The sequence below is a fragment of the Streptomyces sp. NPDC020681 genome (genome assembly GCF_044334895.1).
GTDB lineage: Bacteria > Actinomycetota > Actinomycetes > Streptomycetales > Streptomycetaceae > Streptomyces.
In genome coordinates this window covers 13,162-34,010 of the sequence record NZ_JBIRTX010000035.1, presented here as the reverse complement: position 1 = coordinate 34,010, position 20,849 = coordinate 13,162, and the positions used below count along the sequence as shown (strand labels likewise).

Annotated in this window: 20 protein-coding genes; 14 read left to right on the top strand and 6 right to left on the bottom strand. The window is 67.6% G+C overall.

Going from position 1 to position 20,849, the window contains the following annotated elements; translation table 11 throughout:
- The first annotated feature begins 42 nt into the window (after positions 1 to 42).
- Positions 43 to 270, top strand: a complete 228-nt coding sequence (locus ACH4YL_RS38635) for a hypothetical protein (protein WP_398512212.1) — start codon at positions 43 to 45, stop codon at positions 268 to 270.
- A gap of 11 nt (positions 271 to 281) precedes the next feature.
- On the top strand, positions 282 to 950 hold the full coding sequence (locus ACH4YL_RS38630) for a DUF6602 domain-containing protein (protein WP_398512211.1): 669 nt from the start codon (positions 282 to 284) through the stop codon (positions 948 to 950).
- On the opposite strand, the gene ACH4YL_RS38625 is transcribed toward ACH4YL_RS38630, so the two are convergent.
- Entirely contained in the window at positions 911 to 1,783 is an 873-nt protein-coding gene (locus ACH4YL_RS38625) for an aldo/keto reductase family oxidoreductase (RefSeq protein WP_398512210.1), read from the bottom strand. The genes ACH4YL_RS38630 and ACH4YL_RS38625 overlap by 40 nt on opposite strands.
- A 141-nt stretch (positions 1,784 to 1,924) precedes the next feature.
- On the opposite strand from ACH4YL_RS38625, the gene ACH4YL_RS38620 reads away from it, so the two are divergent.
- Entirely contained in the window at positions 1,925 to 2,362 is a 438-nt protein-coding gene (locus tag ACH4YL_RS38620) for a winged helix-turn-helix transcriptional regulator (RefSeq protein ID WP_398512217.1), read from the top strand.
- A 319-nt stretch (positions 2,363 to 2,681) separates the two neighbouring features.
- Here ACH4YL_RS38620 and ACH4YL_RS38615 read toward each other — a convergent pair whose 3' ends face one another.
- The 5 genes from ACH4YL_RS38615 to ACH4YL_RS38595 form a co-directional block, all read right to left on the bottom strand.
- Positions 2,682 to 3,599, bottom strand: coding sequence for a squalene/phytoene synthase family protein (locus ACH4YL_RS38615; RefSeq protein WP_398512209.1), 918 nt, complete (start codon positions 3,597 to 3,599; stop codon positions 2,682 to 2,684).
- A gap of 153 nt (positions 3,600 to 3,752) precedes the next feature.
- Positions 3,753 to 5,078 carry an NAD(P)/FAD-dependent oxidoreductase gene (locus tag ACH4YL_RS38610; protein WP_398512208.1) on the bottom strand — a complete coding sequence of 442 codons (1,326 nt, stop codon included), beginning with the start codon at positions 5,076 to 5,078 and terminating at the stop codon, positions 3,753 to 3,755.
- Between the two features lie 214 nt (positions 5,079 to 5,292).
- On the bottom strand, positions 5,293 to 6,582 hold the full coding sequence (locus ACH4YL_RS38605; RefSeq protein ID WP_398512207.1) for an MAB_1171c family putative transporter: 1,290 nt from the start codon (positions 6,580 to 6,582) through the stop codon (positions 5,293 to 5,295).
- The gene (locus ACH4YL_RS38600) at positions 6,575 to 7,027 is read right to left on the bottom strand and encodes a hypothetical protein (RefSeq protein ID WP_398512206.1); all 453 of its coding nucleotides are present in this window, start codon (positions 7,025 to 7,027) and stop codon (positions 6,575 to 6,577) included. Before ACH4YL_RS38600 ends, ACH4YL_RS38605 begins: the two co-directional genes overlap by 8 nt.
- Before the next feature lie 500 nt (positions 7,028 to 7,527).
- Positions 7,528 to 8,265: a helix-turn-helix domain-containing protein gene (locus ACH4YL_RS38595; RefSeq protein WP_398512205.1), complete on the bottom strand. Its 738-nt coding sequence runs from the start codon at positions 8,263 to 8,265 to the stop codon at positions 7,528 to 7,530.
- Between the two features lie 382 nt (positions 8,266 to 8,647).
- Between ACH4YL_RS38595 and ACH4YL_RS38590 the strand changes: the two genes are divergently transcribed.
- The 11 genes from ACH4YL_RS38590 to ACH4YL_RS38540 all read left to right on the top strand — a co-directional run bounded on the left by ACH4YL_RS38590 (position 8,648) and on the right by ACH4YL_RS38540 (position 20,830).
- Complete coding sequence (locus ACH4YL_RS38590; RefSeq protein ID WP_398512204.1) at positions 8,648 to 10,552, top strand: helix-turn-helix domain-containing protein; 1,905 nt, start codon at positions 8,648 to 8,650, stop codon at positions 10,550 to 10,552.
- Between the two features lie 1,823 nt (positions 10,553 to 12,375).
- Positions 12,376 to 12,852 carry a hypothetical protein gene (locus ACH4YL_RS38585; RefSeq protein WP_398512203.1) on the top strand — a complete coding sequence of 159 codons (477 nt, stop codon included), beginning with the start codon at positions 12,376 to 12,378 and terminating at the stop codon, positions 12,850 to 12,852.
- Positions 12,853 to 13,037: 185 nt separating this feature from the next.
- Positions 13,038 to 13,496 (top strand): hypothetical protein, encoded by a 459-nt coding sequence (locus tag ACH4YL_RS38580; RefSeq protein WP_398512202.1) that lies wholly within the window; start codon positions 13,038 to 13,040, stop codon positions 13,494 to 13,496.
- A 239-nt stretch (positions 13,497 to 13,735) separates the two neighbouring features.
- On the top strand, positions 13,736 to 15,058 hold the full coding sequence (locus ACH4YL_RS38575; RefSeq protein WP_398512201.1) for an MFS transporter: 1,323 nt from the start codon (positions 13,736 to 13,738) through the stop codon (positions 15,056 to 15,058).
- Positions 15,055 to 16,122, top strand: coding sequence for a GNAT family N-acetyltransferase (locus ACH4YL_RS38570; RefSeq protein WP_398512200.1), 1,068 nt, complete (start codon positions 15,055 to 15,057; stop codon positions 16,120 to 16,122). The genes ACH4YL_RS38575 and ACH4YL_RS38570 overlap by 4 nt, the downstream gene beginning before the upstream one ends.
- Positions 16,122 to 17,219: an aminotransferase class I/II-fold pyridoxal phosphate-dependent enzyme gene (locus ACH4YL_RS38565; protein ID WP_398512199.1), complete on the top strand. Its 1,098-nt coding sequence runs from the start codon at positions 16,122 to 16,124 to the stop codon at positions 17,217 to 17,219. Before ACH4YL_RS38570 ends, ACH4YL_RS38565 begins: the two co-directional genes overlap by 1 nt.
- A complete protein-coding gene (locus tag ACH4YL_RS38560) occupies positions 17,216 to 17,419 on the top strand; it encodes a hypothetical protein (RefSeq protein WP_398512198.1) in 204 nt (67 codons plus the stop codon). The genes ACH4YL_RS38565 and ACH4YL_RS38560 overlap by 4 nt, the downstream gene beginning before the upstream one ends.
- Positions 17,419 to 18,171: an isopentenyl transferase family protein gene (locus ACH4YL_RS38555; protein ID WP_398512197.1), complete on the top strand. Its 753-nt coding sequence runs from the start codon at positions 17,419 to 17,421 to the stop codon at positions 18,169 to 18,171. The genes ACH4YL_RS38560 and ACH4YL_RS38555 overlap by 1 nt, the downstream gene beginning before the upstream one ends.
- Complete coding sequence (locus ACH4YL_RS38550; RefSeq protein ID WP_398512196.1) at positions 18,168 to 18,794, top strand: TIGR00730 family Rossman fold protein; 627 nt, start codon at positions 18,168 to 18,170, stop codon at positions 18,792 to 18,794. The genes ACH4YL_RS38555 and ACH4YL_RS38550 overlap by 4 nt, the downstream gene beginning before the upstream one ends.
- Entirely contained in the window at positions 18,791 to 19,987 is a 1,197-nt protein-coding gene (locus tag ACH4YL_RS38545) for a cytochrome P450 (RefSeq protein WP_398512195.1), read from the top strand. Before ACH4YL_RS38550 ends, ACH4YL_RS38545 begins: the two co-directional genes overlap by 4 nt.
- Positions 19,988 to 20,239: 252 nt before the next feature.
- Positions 20,240 to 20,830, top strand: coding sequence for a DsbA family protein (locus ACH4YL_RS38540; protein WP_398512194.1), 591 nt, complete (start codon positions 20,240 to 20,242; stop codon positions 20,828 to 20,830).
- Positions 20,831 to 20,849 lie beyond the last annotated feature (19 nt).

Sequence of the window (20,849 nt, the reverse complement as noted above, 5' to 3'; positions counted from 1 at the left end):
GGCGGCTACGCTGCTCCCTCTTTGAGCAAGCGGGGGCGAGCAGTGGAAGACGACGACCTGGATTCCCTGGTGGAATCCTGGCAGCCGAAGCAGACCAGCGATGTGATGCGGCGTGCCTTCGCCGAGCGCTGCCGGTGGGTCGAGGCCACGCTCCAGGTCCGCGCCGAGGCCGAGATCCGGATGAGGGCTGCCAACTATTCGTCGGGACCGGCCATCGAAGCGATCTTCCGGGAAGAACTCGGCAGGATCCTCCCCGGCGCTACCAGGTGACCTGCGGCACCTTGTCCGACCGCGGAGGCAACACAGCGGGAGACTGTGACGTTGTCGTCTTCAATGACACCTGGTTCCCGACCGTCAAGCAGCGCGCCACAGCGGACGACCGGCAGCACGTCATGCCGATCGAAGGCGCCTACGCCGTCATCGAAGTGAAGCAGACTCTCACCCAGCGCTCCCTGGACGAGGCGCTGGGCAAACTCGTCACCTGTCACCGGCTCGATCGTCCGCTCATGCCGGTGGGTCGAATGGTGGAGAACCGGAGTTTCGGAGGCAGCGGCAACCGGATCGGCAATCCCCTGTTCTCCGCGATCGTCGCCACCCGACGCGACCCCGATACACCAATGAGCGACCTCGTCGAACGCTTCCTGGCCGTCAACCGGCGCCTGAACCGCCTGGAGATGGTGCACTGCCTGTGCGTCCTGGGTGAAGCCTGCTACCTCTGGGGCTGGGTTCCCCAGGGTGGCTGTGACGTTGTTCAGCGGCCCCGGCATGTTGGCTTCGGGCGGCCCCAGTTGGCGGGGACTTCGAGGCTTGCGGACGTCCTGAAGTGGCCCCGGTCGCGCGAAGGTGACCGGGGCCGAAACTTCAACGGTGGCTTCGGTCGTGGCTTGTGGGCCGTTCAGCTCTGGGGCATTCAGCGGCCGATGTCGTCCAGCTCGGTCAAGTCCTCATGAGAGAGCTTGAGTCCCGCGCCGGCGATGTTCTCGCGCAGGTGCGCTGTCGATGACGTGCCGGGGATGAGCAGGATGTTCGGTGATCGCTGCAGCAGCCAGGCCAGTGCGACGGACATCGGTGTCGCCTTCAACCGAGCGGCGACCGCCGAGAGCGCCGAGGACTGAAGCGGGGTAAAGCCCCCGAGGGGGAAGAAGGGTACGTACGCGACGCCGTCGGTGGCGAGCCGGTCGATGAGCTTGTCGTCGTGGCGGTGGGCGAGGTTGTACATGTTCTGCACGCACACGATCGGCGCGATGCTCTGTGCCTCGGTGACCTGCTCCTCGGTGGCGTTGCTGACCCCCAGGTGGCGGATCAGGCCCTGCTGCTGGAGTTCCACAAGTGTCTCGAACGCCTCGGCGAGCGAGCCGGGCTGGGGACCTTCGGCGTTGCCGAGTCGGAGGTTGACCAGGTCGAGTACGTCGAGCCGGAGGGATTTGAGGTTGTCGTGGACCTGGCGGCGCAGATCTTCGGGTCGCCGGGCCACGGGCCAGCCACCCTGTTCGTCGCGGGTCGCGCCCACCTTGGTCACGATGTGCAGCGACTCGGGATAGGGGTTCAGTGCCTCGCGGATCAACTCGTTGGTGACGCGCGGCCCGTAGGCGTCGCTGGTGTCGATGTGTGTGATACCGAGGTCGACCGCTTCACGCAGAACGGCCAGGGCACCCTCGCGATCGGTGGGCGGCCCCATGACCCACGGGCCGGCCAGTTGCATGGCGCCGTAACCGAACCGGGTGACGGTCAGGTCACCCAGAGTCCAGGTGCCGCCGGGAAGAGAGAAGGAGGGTGTGCTCATCCTGTTGCCTTTCGTCGTGCACTTGGGGGGTGGCGCCTGCTGCCTCCCTGCATCAGCATTGGAGAGAAACTTCCTGTCAGGAAGTAGGCACTTTGGAGTGCGTAACCCACCCATCGGTGAGAGGTGCGATCAGTGACGACGATGAAGGCGGCCCAGAAGAGGGCTCAGGCCAAGGTGGAGTACAACGCGTTCCTGGCAGGGTGCCCCAGCCGGCAGCTGCTCGACCGAATCTCGGATAAGTGGGTCGTCCTGATTCTGTGTGCGCTGGGCGGCGACAACAGCACCGGCCAGCCCGGTGCAGCACACGCAGACGCTCCGAAGGCGATGCGTTACTCCGAGATCGCTCGTCTTCTGGCCGGGGTCAGCCAGAAGATGCTGACCCAGACCCTACGGTCGCTGGAGCACGATGGTCTGCTCACCCGTACCGTGACGCCAACCGTCCCTGTCACCGTCTCCTACGAGTTGACCGACCTCGGTCTCTCGCTCCACCACATGACGCGCGGGCTCAGAAACTGGGCGCAGACACACATGGCCGAGGTCCTCGCAAACCGCGAGAACTACGACGCTCGCACCTCCTGACGACTCACATCCAACCGTCCAACAGCTCTATGTTCTCGCCGCTACACCCTCAACTGCGAAGAGCCCGATTTGCTCATCTGAACCCAATGCTCACGCGCAACCGCGTACCTGGCCGGAGATACTCGGGTGCGACGCCGCCGCAGGACCCGCCGATCGTGCGTTCCGATCCTTTCCCTCGTGAACGGCCGAGAGTGAGAAAGCAAATCCAGGCGGCGATCGACTACCACGACGCTTACCACGGACGCGGCTCGTAGGTGCCGCCGTCGCGCGCGACCGCGTCCGCGTGAACGCTCGCCTCAGAGGGGAGAGAAGCGGCCCCCTAGTGATCGCCGCGCTGACGGCGTGAAACGCGGTATTCCCGCGCCAGTACACCAAGGGCTGCTACTACGGAGGGGCTAGTGGCCCTGCGCAGGAGGGTTGTGCCCGCTTTGGCCACAGCGCGAAGGCGGAGTTCTTGCAAGGTGACGAGAGCGTGTGTGAGTGGTCGGCTGAGCGGTTCCACGAGGTCCACGAGGCCGTACGATGCGGTCAGGCCGGGACGGATCTGGGCAACCTGATGGCGGATCAGCTCACGGACGCCAGCGGTGGCGCGGGCCTGGTGCAGGTCGTCGCGATTGACGCCGTGCAGGGCGAGGGCGTCCTGGGGGATGCCAAGTCGTCCGGTTGCGAGGTCCTCGGCGATGTCTTCCAGGAAGTCCAGCCGCTGGCTTGCCTCGATGAAGGTTCGGCAGCTGGCGCGGTAGTCCGGTGTCGAGGAGTGTGATGCAAGTAGGCAGGCAATGAGCATGAACGCCGGTAGCGAATAGGCGTCGATATAGCGTTGGAAGTCGCTCTCGGATGAGAAGTCTTCCCACTCCACCTCCAGCTGTGCTCCCTGGAGGAACTGCTCGACGTGCTCCCGCAGCTGGGGGTGCCGAGTAATGGCGTGGATCAGGGTTCGCAGAACCGGCTGATCGCTTCTGTCGCTCCCCAGGGCTGTTTGTACCTGTCGGTCCCAATCCGCAAGCGCGACAAGGCGCTCACTTCGTGATCCTTGATCGATGAGGTTGTCACTGTGGTGCATGAATGCGGTGGCGGCAATGACGTCGGGGACGAGGGACGGCTGCAGGAGCAGGCGGACCGCTGCGTACTCAGCTCGAGCGAACTGGGCTACGAGCCGACGCTGCTCACTGTAGTCGCGACGCAGCTGTGGGCCGCAGATGCGTGACTGGTCGAGCGTGTGGGTCCACGTCGGCATATTCACACTCCCCTTCATGTGGAGTTGCTCCGTGCGCGGGGCGCTTGGAAACTGCCACGTTCATGGTGTCTTCGTTCTGTAGGCGTCGGCACCCGGTTGGGGCGTCTGCGGGCCAGCCCCGCGAGTGCGCAGCAGGCTGGCGCCATCCTCTCTTCAACGCTGACCCGGTTGCGTGGGCAGGGGGACGGGCCGGCGCGCGCTGGCTGACAGGGCGCGTGTCGTCCTGAGCAGCACGGACGGTCGGGTGAGCGTTCTCGGGTGGGCGCGCATGTGCACCACGTCCATGTACGCCTTGTTCACGAGGGGGTCGACTACAGATGCGGCGGTGATCTTGTCACCGGCCCAGCGGATGAGCCGGTAGCCGCGGGGATATGGGCCAGTCACATGAGGCTGGGCGAGGTCGGCCGTGGTTGACAACTGCCAGGCCGCGTCAACGACCGCAGCCACACGGCGGAAGTATGCCCAGGCAGGTTCGTGCGGGGAGGATCCAGCTCGCAGGTGTGCGGATAGGCAGGAAGCCTGCAGGGCAGCCAGGGTAAGACCCTGGCCGTAGATCGGGTTTACCGATGCCACGGAGTCGCCGACGGCTACTAGGCCGCCTGGGAAGCGAGCTAGGCGTGTGAAGTCGCGTCGCTGACTCTCGCGGAACTGGAAAGTTTTGACCTTCCCGTCCATCTCACAGTGGTCTGCAACCCGCCGCAGGGCGGTGACACACCGCCGCATTCGCGCCCGGAATTCATCCGGATCTCGACCGGGGCGGTAGTTGGTGTAGCCGGCCAGCACTACTGTCCAACGGTTCTCCTCAACTGCCACAAGTGCTCCCGGCTCGCTGAGAGTCGGCTGGTATCCGCTGGATGGTCCCGGCGTTGCGTGCGCGACTACGGTGTTGGGGAGTTCGTCGCCGCGGTGGAAGACGGCGGTGGCGTAGCCGAGGTCAATCGTCATTCGGTCCAACGGAGCGCGATCCCAGGCGTTCCGGTCGAGCCACGTGCCCAGCCGACTAGACCGGCCCATCGCGTCCACCACGAGGTCCGCGTCGAGGTCGCCGTCGGGTGTGGCGGGGGTGTCACCAATGGCGGAGAAGCGCACACCACCGACCCGCCGGCCGCTGAAGATCAGATCGTGTGCCCTGCCTGCCTGGATGTGGACGTTCGGTAGGGTCAAGACGCGTCGGCGAACATGGCTTTCGAGGAAGGAGCGTGTCGCGCCGATCATCTGAAGACCCGGGACCGGCGGCCTCATTGCACCGTCGACGTAGAACTGGACGTCCTTGCCACTGCCCAGTTGGGCACCGGCATCGATGAGTTCCTGAGTTATGCCGGGGAGCCAGCGCTCGAGCTGTGTGCGCCCCATGGATAGCAGCGCATGGAGTTGGTGCCTCTGCGGAGAGCCGAGGCCAGTGTCGTTCTCGACGAGGTCGTCGGGCTCGAGGATGATTACCTCGTCGGCGTGGTCGCTGAGGACGCGAGCAGTGAGCAATCCAGCAAAGCTCCCACCCAGGACAACCGCTCGACGCACGGAAGAACCCCCAATTTGAGCCGATGAAGTGCTTGGGCCGACGCCGGGCGCGCCGCAGACCCTAGCGCGATCGCCCCCGAGGGCGGCACCGGGACCCTATCCGCCGTGGCCGCCCGGAGGCAGTTCGGCTTCACCAGCTGGGACTTCCCGGCCGAAGACAACAATGAATGTGTGGCTACGCTGTCTTGGATACCGCGTGATCATTGCCTGTGCCCCGCACCTCCTGCAATGCCGCTGTGACAAGGGGGCTGGTGAGCCACTGGGCCACTCGCAGCAGGCGGTCACGCTCGACTGCGGCAGGCGTGTCCTGACCGGGCAGGGGGACCGCGGGGCCCTCGGGAGCTTGAGGTCGGCGGGCGCGACTGTGATGCGCCTGCTCACGCCGGGCAGCTTGCATGCTCTCAACTGCGTCGCGGAGGGCAGCAGCCGTGGCGGCCGCCTGCACCTCGTGCTCTGGCAGGCGCGGTGTTTCACCGGAGTGTTGAGACGCCTGCCTCTCATGCAAGGAGTACACGGCCTGCATAGGCGCCAAGGAGAGCCAGGGGCGCAAGGCGCGCATCCCGTCGAGGATCTCGATGACCCGGCGGTGCAAGTTGAACGTCACGTTCCATGCCAGGCGGTGGCTTCGGGCGCTGCTCGCGCTGAAGGCCAGGTCCTCGTCGACTCCTTCGACTACGAGATCCCAAAGAGGCTGCAGCGCCTTGATATCGCGGCGCTCCCGTAGCCATGCGCTCACCGCCGCACCGGACAGTCCGTAGCTGGCGATCAGAGCACCGGTCGCGCCGAAGGTCGATCCGAACACGCCTAGGGCGTCGAGCGCGTGATGGCCCGTTGCCGCCAGTGCAATCGCAGGCACTCCGCACACGACGTAGCCGAAGACGAACAGCATGGCAATGCCAAAGGAGCGCAGGGCGTGCTGCAGCCGCGGGTCCTCGAGTGTGATCTTGCGGCACTGCCGGAAGGTGCTCAATGTGCCGCAGGTCAGGGTGGATAGGAAGATCGCTAGAAACAACAGGACGACTTGGTCGTGGGCGAAGGTGGTGTTGAACGTGAGAGGGGCTGATGGCCCGGAGAGGTCGGCAGCACTGAACGAAATGACCATCAGGACCGCGGCCGTGCCGTACGCCATGCTCCAGGCAATCAGTCGGCTGCGGAGCGTTGTCGGTGTTTTCCGCAGTTGGGGATTCCAGAGCAGTGTGAGCAGGTGGAGGTGAGCGAAGCAGAACAGGATGCCGACGTAGACCGGCAGGGTCGCGAAGCTGCTCTGTCCGACAGCCTCTCCCAGGGCCCGGTAGCCAGCAGGGGCTGCCATGACGTACACCACGCCGGAACAGACGAATGTCGAGGTGATCAGGGTCAGGGTTGGCGTGGGGTCACGAAGGAGTGCGAGGCCCTTCCAGCCGGCGATTGCGAAGTTGGACACGGCGATGATCAGGTAGACAATCGTGGACGCGTTCTCAGACACCCGTCCTCCTGTGGGCAAGAGCTGAGGTGAGGAACCCGTTGCTGTTCTGGTCGCTCCGCAGCTGAAGGTGCCGCTGGAGCATCACGGTGGCAAACGCCTCTGCTCGCCGCTCATGAGCAGCCTCGTAGTGCGACCGGGTCAGGATCTGAAGTACGGGGCCAGGCCTGAGTCCGGGAAGCAGCTGACGCACCCAGTCCTCGGCCATGGGGTGTTCCGCAGTGCCGTCGTCGTCCGACGGGTGTTCTTCCCACAGGTGGAAGAGTTCGTGAAGGCAGGCGTGGAGGCGGGTGAGTTCATTCGCCGTGGAGTCGACCACGATGAAGTCGCGGTCCTTGCCCCGTGCGCAAAACGCGGAGAGTTCCGGCGGCAGCGGCGCCTCGGTGACGCTGATGGATTTGTTGCGCCTTGCCGCAATGGCGTCGACAAGTCCCTGCAGGTCGCGCACGCCGGAAAGACCCAAGTCGCGACGGATAAGTCGGGTCGTCGACCATGTCGCGAGGAATATCGCCGATTGCTCTCTGAGGGAGGCCCATAAGTGGCCCAGGCGCCGACGTGGCGAGGACGGGCCGTCGGGGTTGGGGAAGTTTTTGTTCGAAGTCCCAAACATAACCTAGTGGGTTGCCTTCCTCCCGCCGTGGCCAGGCACGAGCTTTCCGACTACCGCCCATTGTCCAGGGGCTGAAGACCTCGCTGCCCGTACTCGCCGTTGGTGCCGTGACGCGAGCACCAGGCCACAGCGGGCCGTCGGTTGTGACGGTGCACAAGGCTGTCGCCCATCGCTCAATGGGGTCTGCGGAGACGGATAGTCCCATCGGGCGCAGCCATCGCGGCGGGCGCCGAGCGTTTGTGGAGCCCTAGCCCATGGGCGGTTGGCGGGACTTGGTTTCGCCACCATGATGGCAGTTACGCCGCAGCGGCTCGTGGTCGAAAGTGGCGGTGCTGACATCAAGCCCTCCGGGCGGGGGATTCGTCCGTCGGTTCTTCGTTGTCGGGTCGTGCCAGTCCCAGCAACCCCTGGATCAAAGGGAAGACCCGCTTTCTGCTCTTGGAGGGGAGAGATCGCATGGTGTCCGTGAGCTCACGCATCTCGAGATCCTCGCTCTCTGGCCTGTCCAGCGCGACCGTGAGCGCTGCCCGCAGTTCCCGGCCCAGAGTGCTGTCGTTGTCGGCAGCAGCGCTGCTTCGCATCGCTACATGGGATACGCCCTTGCCCTTGAGCAACGCTAGGTGGGTTAGCTGATCGTGGATCGGCTTGAGGGCCCTGTGCAGCGCTTGGCGCTCGGTAGCAGTGAAGAACCCTGGCGGAACGTCGAAGAACTTCTCCAAGCTCGCAAGGACGGCGAGCCCGGGACTGCGTTGCCCCTTCAGTAGGTAGCCCACCTGGCCGTGGGAGATTCCGGCGCCCTCTCCTATTTCGTCGAGGGTGTACCGCTTACCGCCGGGTTTGACACGTGTCTCCCGCAGAAAGACGAGGCGCTGCTGAAAGGACTCTTGCAGATCCTCGGGTTCCTCGTTTCTCTCATCGAGTAGTGCGTGCACCCGATCAACTGCGATGCCAGTTTCGAAGGAAATCTTGTCGAAGGCGATGACGCTGCGGTCCAGTTCCAATGCCTGCAAGAGGTCGTCGATGGCAGCAACTGCCACTCCAAGATCATCCGCCCGAGGTGCGTCCGTGGCATCCATGGCCAGGCGGTCTCCTATCCCGTGGGGCTGGCGGGGTGGCCGCGAAAATACGCGACCGCTCCGAGGCTAGCGGTTCGCCGTGTTGCACGTCTCGGGGGCAGGCACAATTGTTTACACTCGACCGCCGATGGCCTGTCCGGGAGGGTTACGCTTCAACGATTGTTGACATGAATGGGTTTGCTGCGCCAGGATCAGACACCTCGCTGACACCGAGTGGCACGCTCTGAGTGTCACTGGCACCAAGCGGTGCGGCCGCAGTCTCCTGCTCGCTCTGTGCAGCGCCTACTTGCTGTCGGGTCTGCGACCGGCCTTCGACGCCTGCGGTCGAAGCGGGGACACCGGATCGCCACCGGCGTTTCACATGCGACGCGAGGACGGAGACATGCCGACTCTCGGTTACCTGGTCGATGAGCGCGCAGAGCTGGAACTGCGGTTCGTCGGGGGAGTGACAGCTACCGGCCCCGACGCCAAAGTCGCGACGCTTGTTACGATTAGCCAGGAGCGCCTGCTGGCTGGCGACGTGGACCTTGCCCACCCGCCCGGGACGCTGATCCTCCTCACCCTTTCCGCCGGCGGGATCGAGGGAGCAACCGCGGAAGCGGTGGATCGAACGCTCCGCACCCTGGCGAAATTCGGCGCGGCCGGGCTGGTGGTCACTACACCTGAGCAGGACCTTTCGGCCTACCCGCCTACCACGTGCACCATCGCCAGCCGCCTGCGCATCCCGCTCCTGACAACCACGGCCCACCCGTCGACCTGGGACAGCCTCAACGAAGGCATCCAGTATTGCCGCGCCCAGTACGCCGAGCGCCAGTTGGACGACCTCGCCGGGCTTCTGCGCAGCCTCCCCGCCCAGTTGGCTGATGCCACGGCGATGCGGCGCATCACGGAGTGGCTCGCGGCCGCGCTCGATGCGCTGGTTCGTGTCAGCGATCGAGACCGCGGTGTCCTCGCCGCCGCTCCCGACCATGCCACCTCTGGTGTCACCCGCCAGTCCGTGGGCGGCCCCAGGCCGATCCCGCCGCTTGGCGCTGGCTCCCATGGCCATACCCGGATCGTCTCGCTCGCGCCGACTCGCAAGGATGCGCCTGTGCTGGCTGTGGCAGCGGACCGGCCCTTCGACGAGGCCGACGGCTTGCTTATCCAGCACGCTGCCAAGCTGATGGGCTTGGTAGACCAGGCCCATACGGAGTACGAAGGCGTGGCCCAGTCCGCTCGTGAAGCGCGCGCCGCCAGCTACCAGCTCTTGATGAACGGGGAGCCGGCCAAGGCGCTGAGGGTGATGGCAGGTCTCGCCCCGGGTTTGAGCTCCGCCGACCAGTCCCGCGTCTTTGTGATCGACTGCGGCGCGGCCAGCCTGCGCGATGTATCCGTACGGCGTGTGGCAGCCGCGGCCGTTGGCCGCGCACTGGTCGTCCGCTGCCCCACCAACGAGCGGCACATTGTGGTCGTGGAGCCCTTGCACCACACCGCGGCGGCCGACGCCGGCATCGCCGGTGATCTGCAGCGGCTGGTGCTGTCCCTCGGCGGGCCGCATCGCATGGCCGGCAGCAGCCGACGCCCGATCGCGAGGGTGCCCAGCGCCCACGAGGAAGCCGTCGCCGCGCTGAGCGACACTGAACTCACGAAGGATCCCGTCGTGCTGAGCGCGGACCGGGCGAACCTGGTCGATGTGCTCGAGCCGGCTGCCGCGCGCGCTTGGGCGATTCACGTGCTTGCACCCATCGGCGGCCTTCTTCCGGCCCATGCCGAGGAAATGGAGCGCACCCTGCGGGTGGCGCTCGCCCGCTCCAACGCCGCGGAGGCGGCCCGCCGCCTCCATGTCCATCGGAACACGGTCGCTATGCGGCTGGCTCGGGCAGCGGAACTCCTCGGCCTGGACCTCGGTTCCGTTCGCAGCAAGGTCATTGTCGGTCTGGCCCTCGACATTAAGGCGGCGATCCCTGCCGCCGTGGCCAGCGACGGGGCGTCAGGTTGTACGCTGAGCAGCTTTCTGGCTGGCCCGCGAGTACGCGCCTGGGCGGAATCGGTGCTGGACCTTCTGGCGGTTGACCGACGCGATCTCAAGCGCACACTGCAGGCCTGGCTGGACCACGATGCCCGTGTGGACGAGGCGGCCCGAGCCCTGGGGCTGTCGGAGGCGACGGTGCGTAACCATCTCAAGACCGCCGAGCAGGTCACTGGCCGCGACCTCACCACCCTGGCTGGCATCCGCGACATCAGTATCGCACTGAGCATCTGCACCGGAACCCCGGCGCTCATCTCGGCATGCCCCGCCGTGGCTTGACGACGCCTGGACGGCGCTCGCTGACTCCCTACTCAGAGCGGCGCGATTGCTCCCGATGGTCAGGCACATGTACCGCCAGGCGCGGACAGTGAATCTGCACCACCACGTCCAAGACGAACCTCCGCTCTCTGCGAACTCCGCATCCAGTGGCTTTTGTTCGGTGTGCAAGAGAGAAAGTCGGCGAAGCCACAAGTGTGCACTCGTGCAATGGCACGGTCCTCCCGGCACCCCTACCGTGAGGCCCGATCGGAAACGAAACCAAACCCGGAGGTGTTCGGCATGCCATTTCGCCGCGCAGTCGTGCTCGGATCGGTTCGTGATGCCATACCAATAGCGGGCGAACTGCGCGCCGCCGGCATGACGGTGGACGCCTGGGTTTTGCCTGACGCATGCAGCGCAGCTGAGGCTGCGGTACTTGCTGAACTCACCGCCGTGAACGGGCAGTGGGCCGGGCGCCTCGCGGCGGCTGAGATCACCATCACACAGTTCGCCGACTCAAAGATCCTTATGGCCGTCGTTCCCCATGTGCTGCCTCACCTTCCTATCGGGTCTGTATGGCTACAGATGGGCCGAGTCAGCAACACCGATTCGGACAGCCTCGCTTCCCTTGCCGCAGACCACGAAATCAGCCTTCTTTGCCCACGGCCGGCAGGGTGGAATCCCCTCGCGCAGACGGTGATGCCCCCACAGGGGGCATTGCCGTGGATGCCAACTGGTGAAACAAGGAGTGGAACTCCAGCACACCGCAGCCCAGTACCTTCCTCTCCAGAGAGCTCTGGTCTCCTGCGGGGACGAGAACACCGCGAAATCATCGGGATTTCGGGGATATCCAGTTCCGCGGCATCTCTGATCGCACGTCACGATCCGATATGGGATGCCGCCGGAACCGGACAGGATCGAAATCCGGAACACGACGGCCGAGGGAGTTTTCGCACTTTACGCGGAAGCGCTGGTCAGGGCCGTGTCGCCGGATCCGCCGTGCCCCCTGAACGCGATCCAGCGTCGATGGCACGGACCTCAATAGGGTCAACGGGCAGCGGGGGAGGGGTGGCGCCCCGTAGGGGGCGGGCGCCGGGGGACTGACTGCCGTCAGCCTCGCGAACCGGGCACCAAGGGTGCACGGCGGTGCCGGCCTGTCGAAGCGCCGGCACCACTGACTCGTGCGGAGTCACCACCAGCAGATCCAAGAAATCCACCGGGGCCTTGCCACCGTCGTGTTGGAGCACGTCGGCGGCGCTCAGGATAGACCACCTCCCCCTCCGGGGGGCAGGGCGAACGAGATCCCTCGCCCCACCCGGTCCAGCTTGAGCATCACGGCCCTCTGACCCAGACAGAGGGAACGCATCATGCATCGTCACTCCGGCCGCCTCACAGCGGCCTGGCCGCCGCCTCGGATCGCGCGGCCGCCGGTCCCAGCCGCGCACGTACGCGGTTCCGTCCGGCCTCAACACCACACAGTCGTCGGTGCCTTGACACCGCCCGGCGACTCGCCGTCGGCCCTGACCTAACCAGTCGCGGCCGACCGCCCGGGGGAGCCATCGGCGCCCGTCGTGCGGGCGGTGCCGGCAGAAGCCGAAAACACGCTCCCCAGCAGGAATTTTTGCCGCACCGCACCCAACGTGGGCGGTACGAACGCCCGCCGCATGGCCTTCCCTGCCCCATAGACGCCGCCAGCTCGTTCCGCGCGGCCGCGCCCACACGCGCCCCGCCGCACGCCGAGCCGTTTCGGCAACCCCGAAATTCAGCCGTGTACGGCCCACCGGGCTCCCACATGCCCAAATGCGCCCCATATACGGCTTATCCGAGTGAAAGGCAACTTCCGCATGTCCGTACCCAAGCGATCCGTCATCACCGCACTCGTCGCCACCGCCGCCATCACGGCCGGAGCCCTGGCGACCGCAGCCCCCGCGTCGGCTGCGAGCTACAAGTGCAGCACCAGCAAGAAGAGCATCGACGACCCGTCCTACTCCGGCCCGTGGGCCGACAACTGGGACGTCACCGTGCGGCTCTGCGCCAAGCGCTCCGGCCGCCACGTGTACACGTACGCGAAGGTCTCCTGGGACGGCCCGGTCGGCGGCGCGGTGGATGACCGCGGCATCTTCGACGGCGCGTACTTCCAGCTCCAGGTTAAGCGGAGCCGGGCGGGCGCGGACCCGATCGTCAGGAGCGGCAACTACTACCGCATCGAATCGCACCTGGAGAACTCCAGCGCGAACGCGAACTACAACGGCTCCTACACGACACCGGTGCTCACGTATCGGATCGGCACCGCGAAGGGCCTGGCCCCGACGGCTCGCTGAGGCTCGACTGGAACAACGACGGCAAGCGCTACCGCGCCTACGACTTCACCGCGTCGCCGGCCGTCTGAACCTCGCTCACCCGCGCCCGGGCCGCGCCTCTCTCTGCTTCTGATGCCGACGGCCCGCGGCCCCCCACGCCCGCGCCTGCCCGATATATGCCTTACGTCCTAGAAAGGGACCTCGCCGTGAACAGCACCGGCCGACGCATCACCGCGGTAGCCACCAGCGCCGCCGCGATCTCCGCAGGACTGCTGGCCCTGCCCTCCACCGCCAGCGCAGCACCCACCGGCTCCTGCGGAAGCAGCTACGCCAAGATCGACTCCTATCAGGTCACCCGCGACTGGGCGAAGCCGTACGTCGGAGGGCGCATCGACCTGTACTACTCCGCGGCAACCGGCAAGAACTGCGCCATCACCCGGCCGGCATCAGGATTTGCGGGCAAGGCCAGCAGGATCACGGTCTGCCTCGAAAACGCCGACAAGAACGTCGCCGTGCAGTGCGACGGAATCGACAAGAACTACCGGTACTACGCGGGGCCGGTATACCTCTACGCCCCCGGCGACTGCATCAACGTACGCGGAGGTGTCACCCTCCCGGACCGCGGGTCGTACGTCGGCGGAGCCTTCAAGGTCCACTGCGGCTGAACCGCGCCAAGACGCGGCACGGCCCTGATCCGCTCCGCCGGAACTGTCGCCCGCCCGCCGTATCTCCTTTGAGACCGGCCAAGAGCTGTTTTCACCACCTCTGGGCGGCTCTTGGCCCCCTGGAGGGGTGTCGCTGCCCCCGGCGGCACCCCTCACCACCACTTCCTCCTCACCCCCAGGTCCCGCTGTTCCTGGGGCGTCAGGGCTGGAGGCCGCACACCACCGAACGCGTTTCGGGAGTGCCCGTGTCCATCACCACCGTACGAACCCGACCGCCTGCCACTGTCGACCGGAGCTCCGCCGGCCGGAGCGCCCGCTGGCCTGCGGTCATCTGGGCCCTGCTGGCGTGCACCTTCGTGGTCCGCGCTGCCGGGTTCGCCCTCCCTTTCCTCAGTTTCCGGGCCAGTGAGCTGGGCTTGTCGACCAGCACGGCAGGGCGGATCGTGGCTGCGTTCGGGGCGGGCTGGTTCGCCGGCCAGCTGCTGTGCGGCTGGCTCTCCGACCGGCTCGGCCGACGAACCACCCTCATCGGCGCACTGCTCCTGGCTTCGATCACCCTGCCGGTCCTCGCCGAAGTCCGCACCGCACCCGCCCTGTTCGCCGCTGCGGCCGTGGTCGGCATGGTCTACGACGCGCCGCGGCCGATCGTGTCGGCCGTCATCGCGACCACGATGCCCAACGAGGCAGCCCGGACGACCGTCAACGCCGCGCGCCACTTCTCCGTCAACATTGCCGCAGGTCTCACCGGCGCGGTCGGCGGCCTGCTCGCCCACCGCGTCGGGGTCTCGTGGCTGTTCTGGGCCAACGCCGCCGCCTGTGCGACGGGCGGACTCATCGCCTGGCGATTCATGAAACCCACGCGCACCAACGCGCACCCCGCCACGGGGGAGAGGCCCCGGTTTCGGGCCGCGCTCGCAGACCGGCGGCTGTGGCTGCTGTGGCTGGCGAGTCTGTGCGCGATGACGTGCGCGGCGGGGATGTTCTCGTCGCTGCCGCTGCTGATGGCCGCGCAAGGACTCGATGCGGCCGCGTACGGCTGTACCCAGGTCGCCACCGCGGCCGCGGTCATCGCCGTCACGCCCCTCCTCACTCCCTGGCTCAGCCGCCGCGCCGCCCGCGAGGTCCCCATGACCGGCCCCCTCGCAGCGAGTTCGTTACTTCTGGGCGCCGGAATGGGGGCGGCCGGACTCGCCGCCACGACCACCGGCTACAGCTTCGTCGCCGTGTGCTCCGTGCCCGGCGAAGTGATCCTCTTCATCGCCGCGTCCAATCTCGTGGACCGCATCTCACCGCCGGGAGCGCGCGGCAGCTACGCCGGCATCTGGTCCAGCACGCTCGCCGTCGCCGTCATCGCCGCACCCACGCTGACGGCCTGGTCCCTGAGCACCGGCGGTGAACTCCTCGCCGGCGCGAGCATCCTCGCCGCGGGAGGAATCGGCGCCGCCCTGTGCATCCCGCTGAGAGCCCTGATCAACGCCTCGCTCCGCGTCACGCACAGCCCCAGCAACAGCCGGCCGTGCCTTCACGACGCACCCGCTCCGTACGGGAGTTCACGCCCATGACCAAATCCACGCTCGACCTCAGACCCAACCAACCCGCCACCGCACCTACCGTCCGCGTGCTCGACGGCCAAGCAGCACGAGATTTCCTCACCTCCAACTGGCCGGCCCTGTACGAGCAGACCCCATGGGCAACGCCATATCAGTCGCCGCAGTGGCTGCGCGCACACGCGGACCACCTCCCGCACACCGCGAAGCTGCAGATCCTGGTCGCCCACTCGCATGCGGCCTCACGCGCGGCCCTGGCCGTGGTCCGTGACCGCAGCATCGCCGGCCGGATGGAAACGACACCGCTGTCTGCGCCGGAAGCCGAATACGTCCGCCTGGTCGGCCCGGAAGCCGAGCAGCCCGCCGTCGCAGCGGCGATCGCCCGGACACTGAGCACTCTCGGCACGGATGTCATGCTGCCCGACGTCCCGGCGAACAGCGCGCTGGGCCGGTACATCGCCCAGTGGCCTCACGTTGTCACCCCGTGCGCCCGCATCCAACTGCCCGTGGACTACACCGCGATGTCCCGCTCCACCCAGCGCGACCACCGCCGCCGTCGCCGGACGTGGCAGGACCTGTCCGCGAACGGGCACACGGTGGTCTACCGCCGCACCAGCACGGTGCAGGAGCTGCTCGACGCGTATCCGGTGCTGGCGCACTTGCACCGGCTGCGCTGGTCCGGGCCGCAGACCGACCAGCAGCGGCTGAACCCGGCCGACGCGCGGTTCCGCACGATCCTCGAACGCTGCGCCAGCATGGCGTTCATCGCCAGCCTCTCCGTCGACGAGGACGTCATCGCCGCGCAGCTGTGCCTGCACCTCGGCCGCAACGTCTACTCGCTGCTGCCGGCCATGGATCCCGCTCGCCTCGACCTGGCGCCCGGGCACGCTCTCCTCCGCCACCTCACCCAGCAGCTCGCGGACGCCGGTTTCAGCACGCTCGACCTCGGCCGCACCACCGCCGCACCAGGCCAGGCCGCGTACAAGGCCCAGTACCTCAGCAGCTGGACATCGACCCTGACCACGGCCCTGCGCAATACCGAGCCACACCAGCCCGACTCCGACCGGAGGGCGATCTGATGCTGCACCTTCCAGCGCCGGCGCTGCCGCGCGACCCCGCCAGTGTGCAGGGCGGCGACCTGACGCAGTTCCCGCCGGGGCAGATCGTCACCGATCTGAGTATCTGCGCGAACCGGTACGGCCCTCCGCCGAGCGCCCTGGACGCCGTGCGCGCGCTTGTCGACGAACGGCCGGGTGACCTTGTGCCTCCGCCGTACGGGGCGGAGGAGCGCTATCTGCAGGCCTTCGCCGAGCACCTCGGCGTCCAGGCGGCGGACCTGCTGCCCGGCCGGGGCGTCAGCGAGTTCATCGCAGTACTATCCCGCATCCTGCGCCGCACCGGCACGGTCGCGGTCGTCTCTCCCGACTACACCGAGACCATGCAGAGGTTCTCCTACGCCACGTTCTACGGGCCCGCGAATGCGGCGCGGGACACGGTCGAGGCACGCCTGTCCCGTGTCCACGAAGCCATGTGGCGCCACCCAGTGGTCTGGCTCAGCAACCCCTCCAACCCCCTCGGGCACTTCATCCCACCCGAGGCCCTGCTGGAGGTCGCCCTGCAGCGTCCGGAGTCACTGCTCGTGGTCGATGAGGAGTACGTGGAGTTCCAGGGCCAAGGGCTCAGCCTCGCCGGCGCGGACGCCGACAATTTGGTGATCTTGACTTCGAGCGGCAAAGCCTGGGGTCTTGTCGGTACCCGCGCCGGGATCCTGTGGACGCGCAACGAGCGGCTGCGGGAACGGGTCCGGGCCGAGCTCATCAGCTGGCCGTTGGGCCTGCTCGATACGCACGCGGCTTCCGCAGCGTTGAACGATGAGCACTGGTTGCGCCGCGTACGGCCGGTCATCCAGCACGACGCCCGCCTCCTGCACGAAGCGCTCGTCGAGCGCTTCGACGAGCTCGTGAGTGACGCCGACATCCACTTCCGCTTCGTCCACCTCCTCGACCCGCACCCCGTCGCCGCGCACCTGGCGGACCACGGCATCGCGGTGCGGCTGTTCGACGGCTCCGGCCACAGCGCCTCCGGCATCCGTGTCACCGCGCCGACCGGGCCGACCGAACTCGCCCAACTGAGGGCCGCGTTGGACTCTCTCCCCGCCGGCTGGGGGCTCTCGTGAGGTACGTCATCGACACCAACACGCAGCCGTACGAACAGGCCGCGCTGGCACTGCGGCTCGCCTACGGCATCGAGGCCGGGCCACAGAGCACGCAGCCGCGGCCGCTGTATCTCGGAAAGCTCGTCCTCGAGCCCCTCCCCGAGAGCCGCACAGCTTCAGGGCCGTTGTCGCGGTCGGCGGCGGATGGGGTGAGATCGTGATGACTCCCACGCTCGACCTGATTTTGGGTCCCACCGGCCTGGACAAGACGGGTCTCGCTCACCGGCTGGCGGCCGCCGCGGCACGGCCGTGCCCGGTCGTGGCATGGGACCGGATCCAATGCTACCGAGAGCTCACGATCGGCTCCAACCGTCCGGTTGGGGAAGAGGTGGCCGGGGTGCGGCGGCTCTATCTCGACACGGGGCGGCTCGCGGACGGCCCGATCACGGCTGAGCCCGCCGTCGACCGGTTCATCCAACTGCAGGGCCGGTTCCTCGAGGAAGGGGCGAACGCGCTGGTCGTGGAGGGCGGCTCGATCAGCCTGACCCACGAACTCCTCGCCCGCACCGCCTGGTACGTGGGCTGGAGGGTCCGGGTCACCGTGTGCGTCGAGCGCAGTGCGAGCCGATTCGAATCGGGCATCGCGTCTCGGGTGGAGCGGATGCTCGGCTACCACGCGCGCCCCGGCGAAGCCCGCACTCTGCAACAGGAGCTGGTTGATCTCTGGGACGACCCGAGTGCACGCAAGCACGCCAGCGACATCGTCGGCTACCAGCAGGCGATCAACCTGTGCGCACGACACGGCATCGCGCCGCAGGACCTCGCCGAACCGGCAGGCAGCCTATGGCGCTACGAGCTCGCGGAAGCCGTCCGGGACAGCCACCTCGACTATGCCCGCAAGCAGCGCCGCGCCCTGGCCGAGGCCCTCCCCGCCCTGCAGGAACTCGGACGGATCGAATGGAGCGAGCGATGACCGCCACCGTGGCCAACGCACCGCGGATCGCTGTGTTCTGTGGTGCAGCCGACCCGGCCGACCCCATCCATCTGCAGGCCGCCGCGGCGGCCGGACGGCTGCTGGCCGTACGTGGGATTCATGTCGTCTTTGGTGGCGGACGCCTCGGCCTGATGGGCCAGCTCGCCGACGCCGCGCTCGCCGCCGGCGGAACGGTCACCGGCATCCTGCCCGCCGCCCTGAACTCCCCGGACATCGCCCACCCGGGGCTCACCAGCCTCGAAATCGTGCAGGACACCGCCACGCGCAAGGCGCGGCTGGTGGACCTTGCCGATGCCGTCCTCGCGCTGCCAGGCGGACTCGGCACCCTCGACGAACTCGCACACGTGTGGGCGGGCGACGCCTACACCGCCGGGCCCCCACCGGTCGGACTGCTCAACACGAGCGGGTTCTACACGCCGCTGCTCGACTTCCTGCGCCGCACGGCCGCCGGCGGATTCTTCGGCCACCACGGTCTGCGAGTCGACGATCTGGCGGTGGTCGACGACAACCCCACCCGCCTCGTGCACACGCTGATCGCCCGCATCCACCGGCCCGCACCACGGCGCCGCACCCCGGCTACCCATCGGGCGTCGACCTCGTGAACCGCACGCCGAGCGGCCCGAGTCCGCATCCCGACCTGCACTCCGGGCCGGGCCTGCACCAACGCCTCGCCGCGCTGCGCCAGCAGGGCCCCGTCGTCCCCGCACGGCTGCACGGACGCCTGCCCGTCTGGGTCGTCACTACCGCAGACGCGGTCGCGGCCGCGCTGACCGACCCACGACTCAGCAGCGACGACCGCTGGCTGCACACCGGCAACGCCCCACCCGGCGAAGCGCGCTCCAGCGTGAAGCTCTCCATCATGGGGCTGGAGGGACTTGACCACGAGCGGGTCCGCCGGATCATCGGCCGCCCCTTCAGCCGCCCCAACGTCGACCGCCAGCGGCCACGGATCCAGCACCTCACCGACACGCTCGTCGAACGGGTCGCCCAACGACTCGACCAGGGTGAAACCGTCGACCTGGCGCGCGAGGTGGCACTCCCTCTACCGCTGCACATCACCGGCGACATGATCGGCCTCACCGCAACCGAGCGCGATGGCGTCCACCGGCTCGTCCGGCGACAACTGGATCCCGGGGCGCCACCGGAGGTCCGAGAGGACGCGCGGCGGGAGTTGCGCGGCTGCATCGACCACCTCATCGGCCGCTCCCACGCCGTGGAAGGCACTCTCGCCGGCGCGCTCGCGGACGGAAGGCTCACCCGGGCGGAAGCGGTTGACGCCGGCGTGCTGCTGCTGGTCGCGGGCTACGAAACCAGCGCCGCCCTCCTGGCCAGCACCCTGCTGACGCTGCTCGACCCTCGCAGCCGATACCAGGCACTATCCCGGGATCCCGCCCTCGTCCCACGAGCAGTGGAGGAAGTCCTCAGGATGCAGGGCCCCGTGGCAATCGGCGTCACCCGGTACACCATCAACGAAGTCACTCTCGACGGCGTCCGTATCCCGGCCGGACAGCGAGTCCTGCTCAGCCTGGGGGCTGCCGACCGCGACCCCGACCGCTGTCCCCACCCTGACCGCTACGACCCGACCCGCACCCCGCAGCGGACCTTCGCGCTCGGACATGGACGGCACTACTGCCTCGGCGCCCACCTCGCCCGTCTGCAGGTGACCCTGGCCGTCGCCGCGCTCACCCGACGCGTCCCGCGCCTCACCCTCGCCGAACCCGCCGACCAGCTCCCGCAGCTCAGCGGAGTCTTTCACGGCCCGGCGCGGCTCCCGGTGCGGACCACCACGCAGTGACATGGGCGGCCCGTGGGCACCACCGGGGCCGCCCGGGGGTGGCCTCCGAAAAGTCGATCCGCTGCGGCGCACCACTGGCTGTAGCCTGCACCGACAATCAACAAGGGGTGGGGATCCAGCATGCAGTTCAGCAAGGTCAGACGCAGACGCATTGCCGCGACGACAGCCGTGTTCGCGGGCGTGTGCCTCCTCGCGGCGGGATGCGGTAAGAGAACCGCCCCGGCTTCAAACGAGAGTCCATCAGCGCACCCCGTGGTGTTCGGGGAGCTTCCGGAACGGCTCGAGGCCGACGGGGCCACCATCACGGTGGGCGATCCGGCCGCCGCCACCGTGATCCGCCTCCACGAGGATCCACGGTGCCCGTACTGCGAGGAGTTCGAACTCACCGGCGGCGCGTCCATCGTCGACGAACTCGCCACGCAGGGCAGGCTGAAGATCCAGTACACGCTGGCGTCATTCCTGGACGACCGCGTCGGGGGCCAGGGATCCAAGAAGGCGGTCAACGCGCTCCGTGCGGCCCTGGAAGAAGGCAAGTTCGAGGAGTACCACGCTGTCCTGTACGCCAACCAGCCGGCGGAAGAGATCGACGGCTTCACCGACTACCGCCTGCTCGAGCTCGCCTCCCAGGTGCCAGGACTCCGCGGTGCCCGGTTCGACTCGGCCGTCAAGACGATGCAGTACAAGACGTTCGTCGCCGCGGCGCAGGCGTCGTACGAAAGCGACGGGGCACCGGGAACGCCGACCATGCGGATCAACCAACGCCCGCTGCCTAAAGGCATCGCAGGCGTCATCTACGACAAGGAGCTCACCAAACAGGTCCTCGAGGCGATCGTGAACCACTGAAGGGCTTCCCGACCATGAG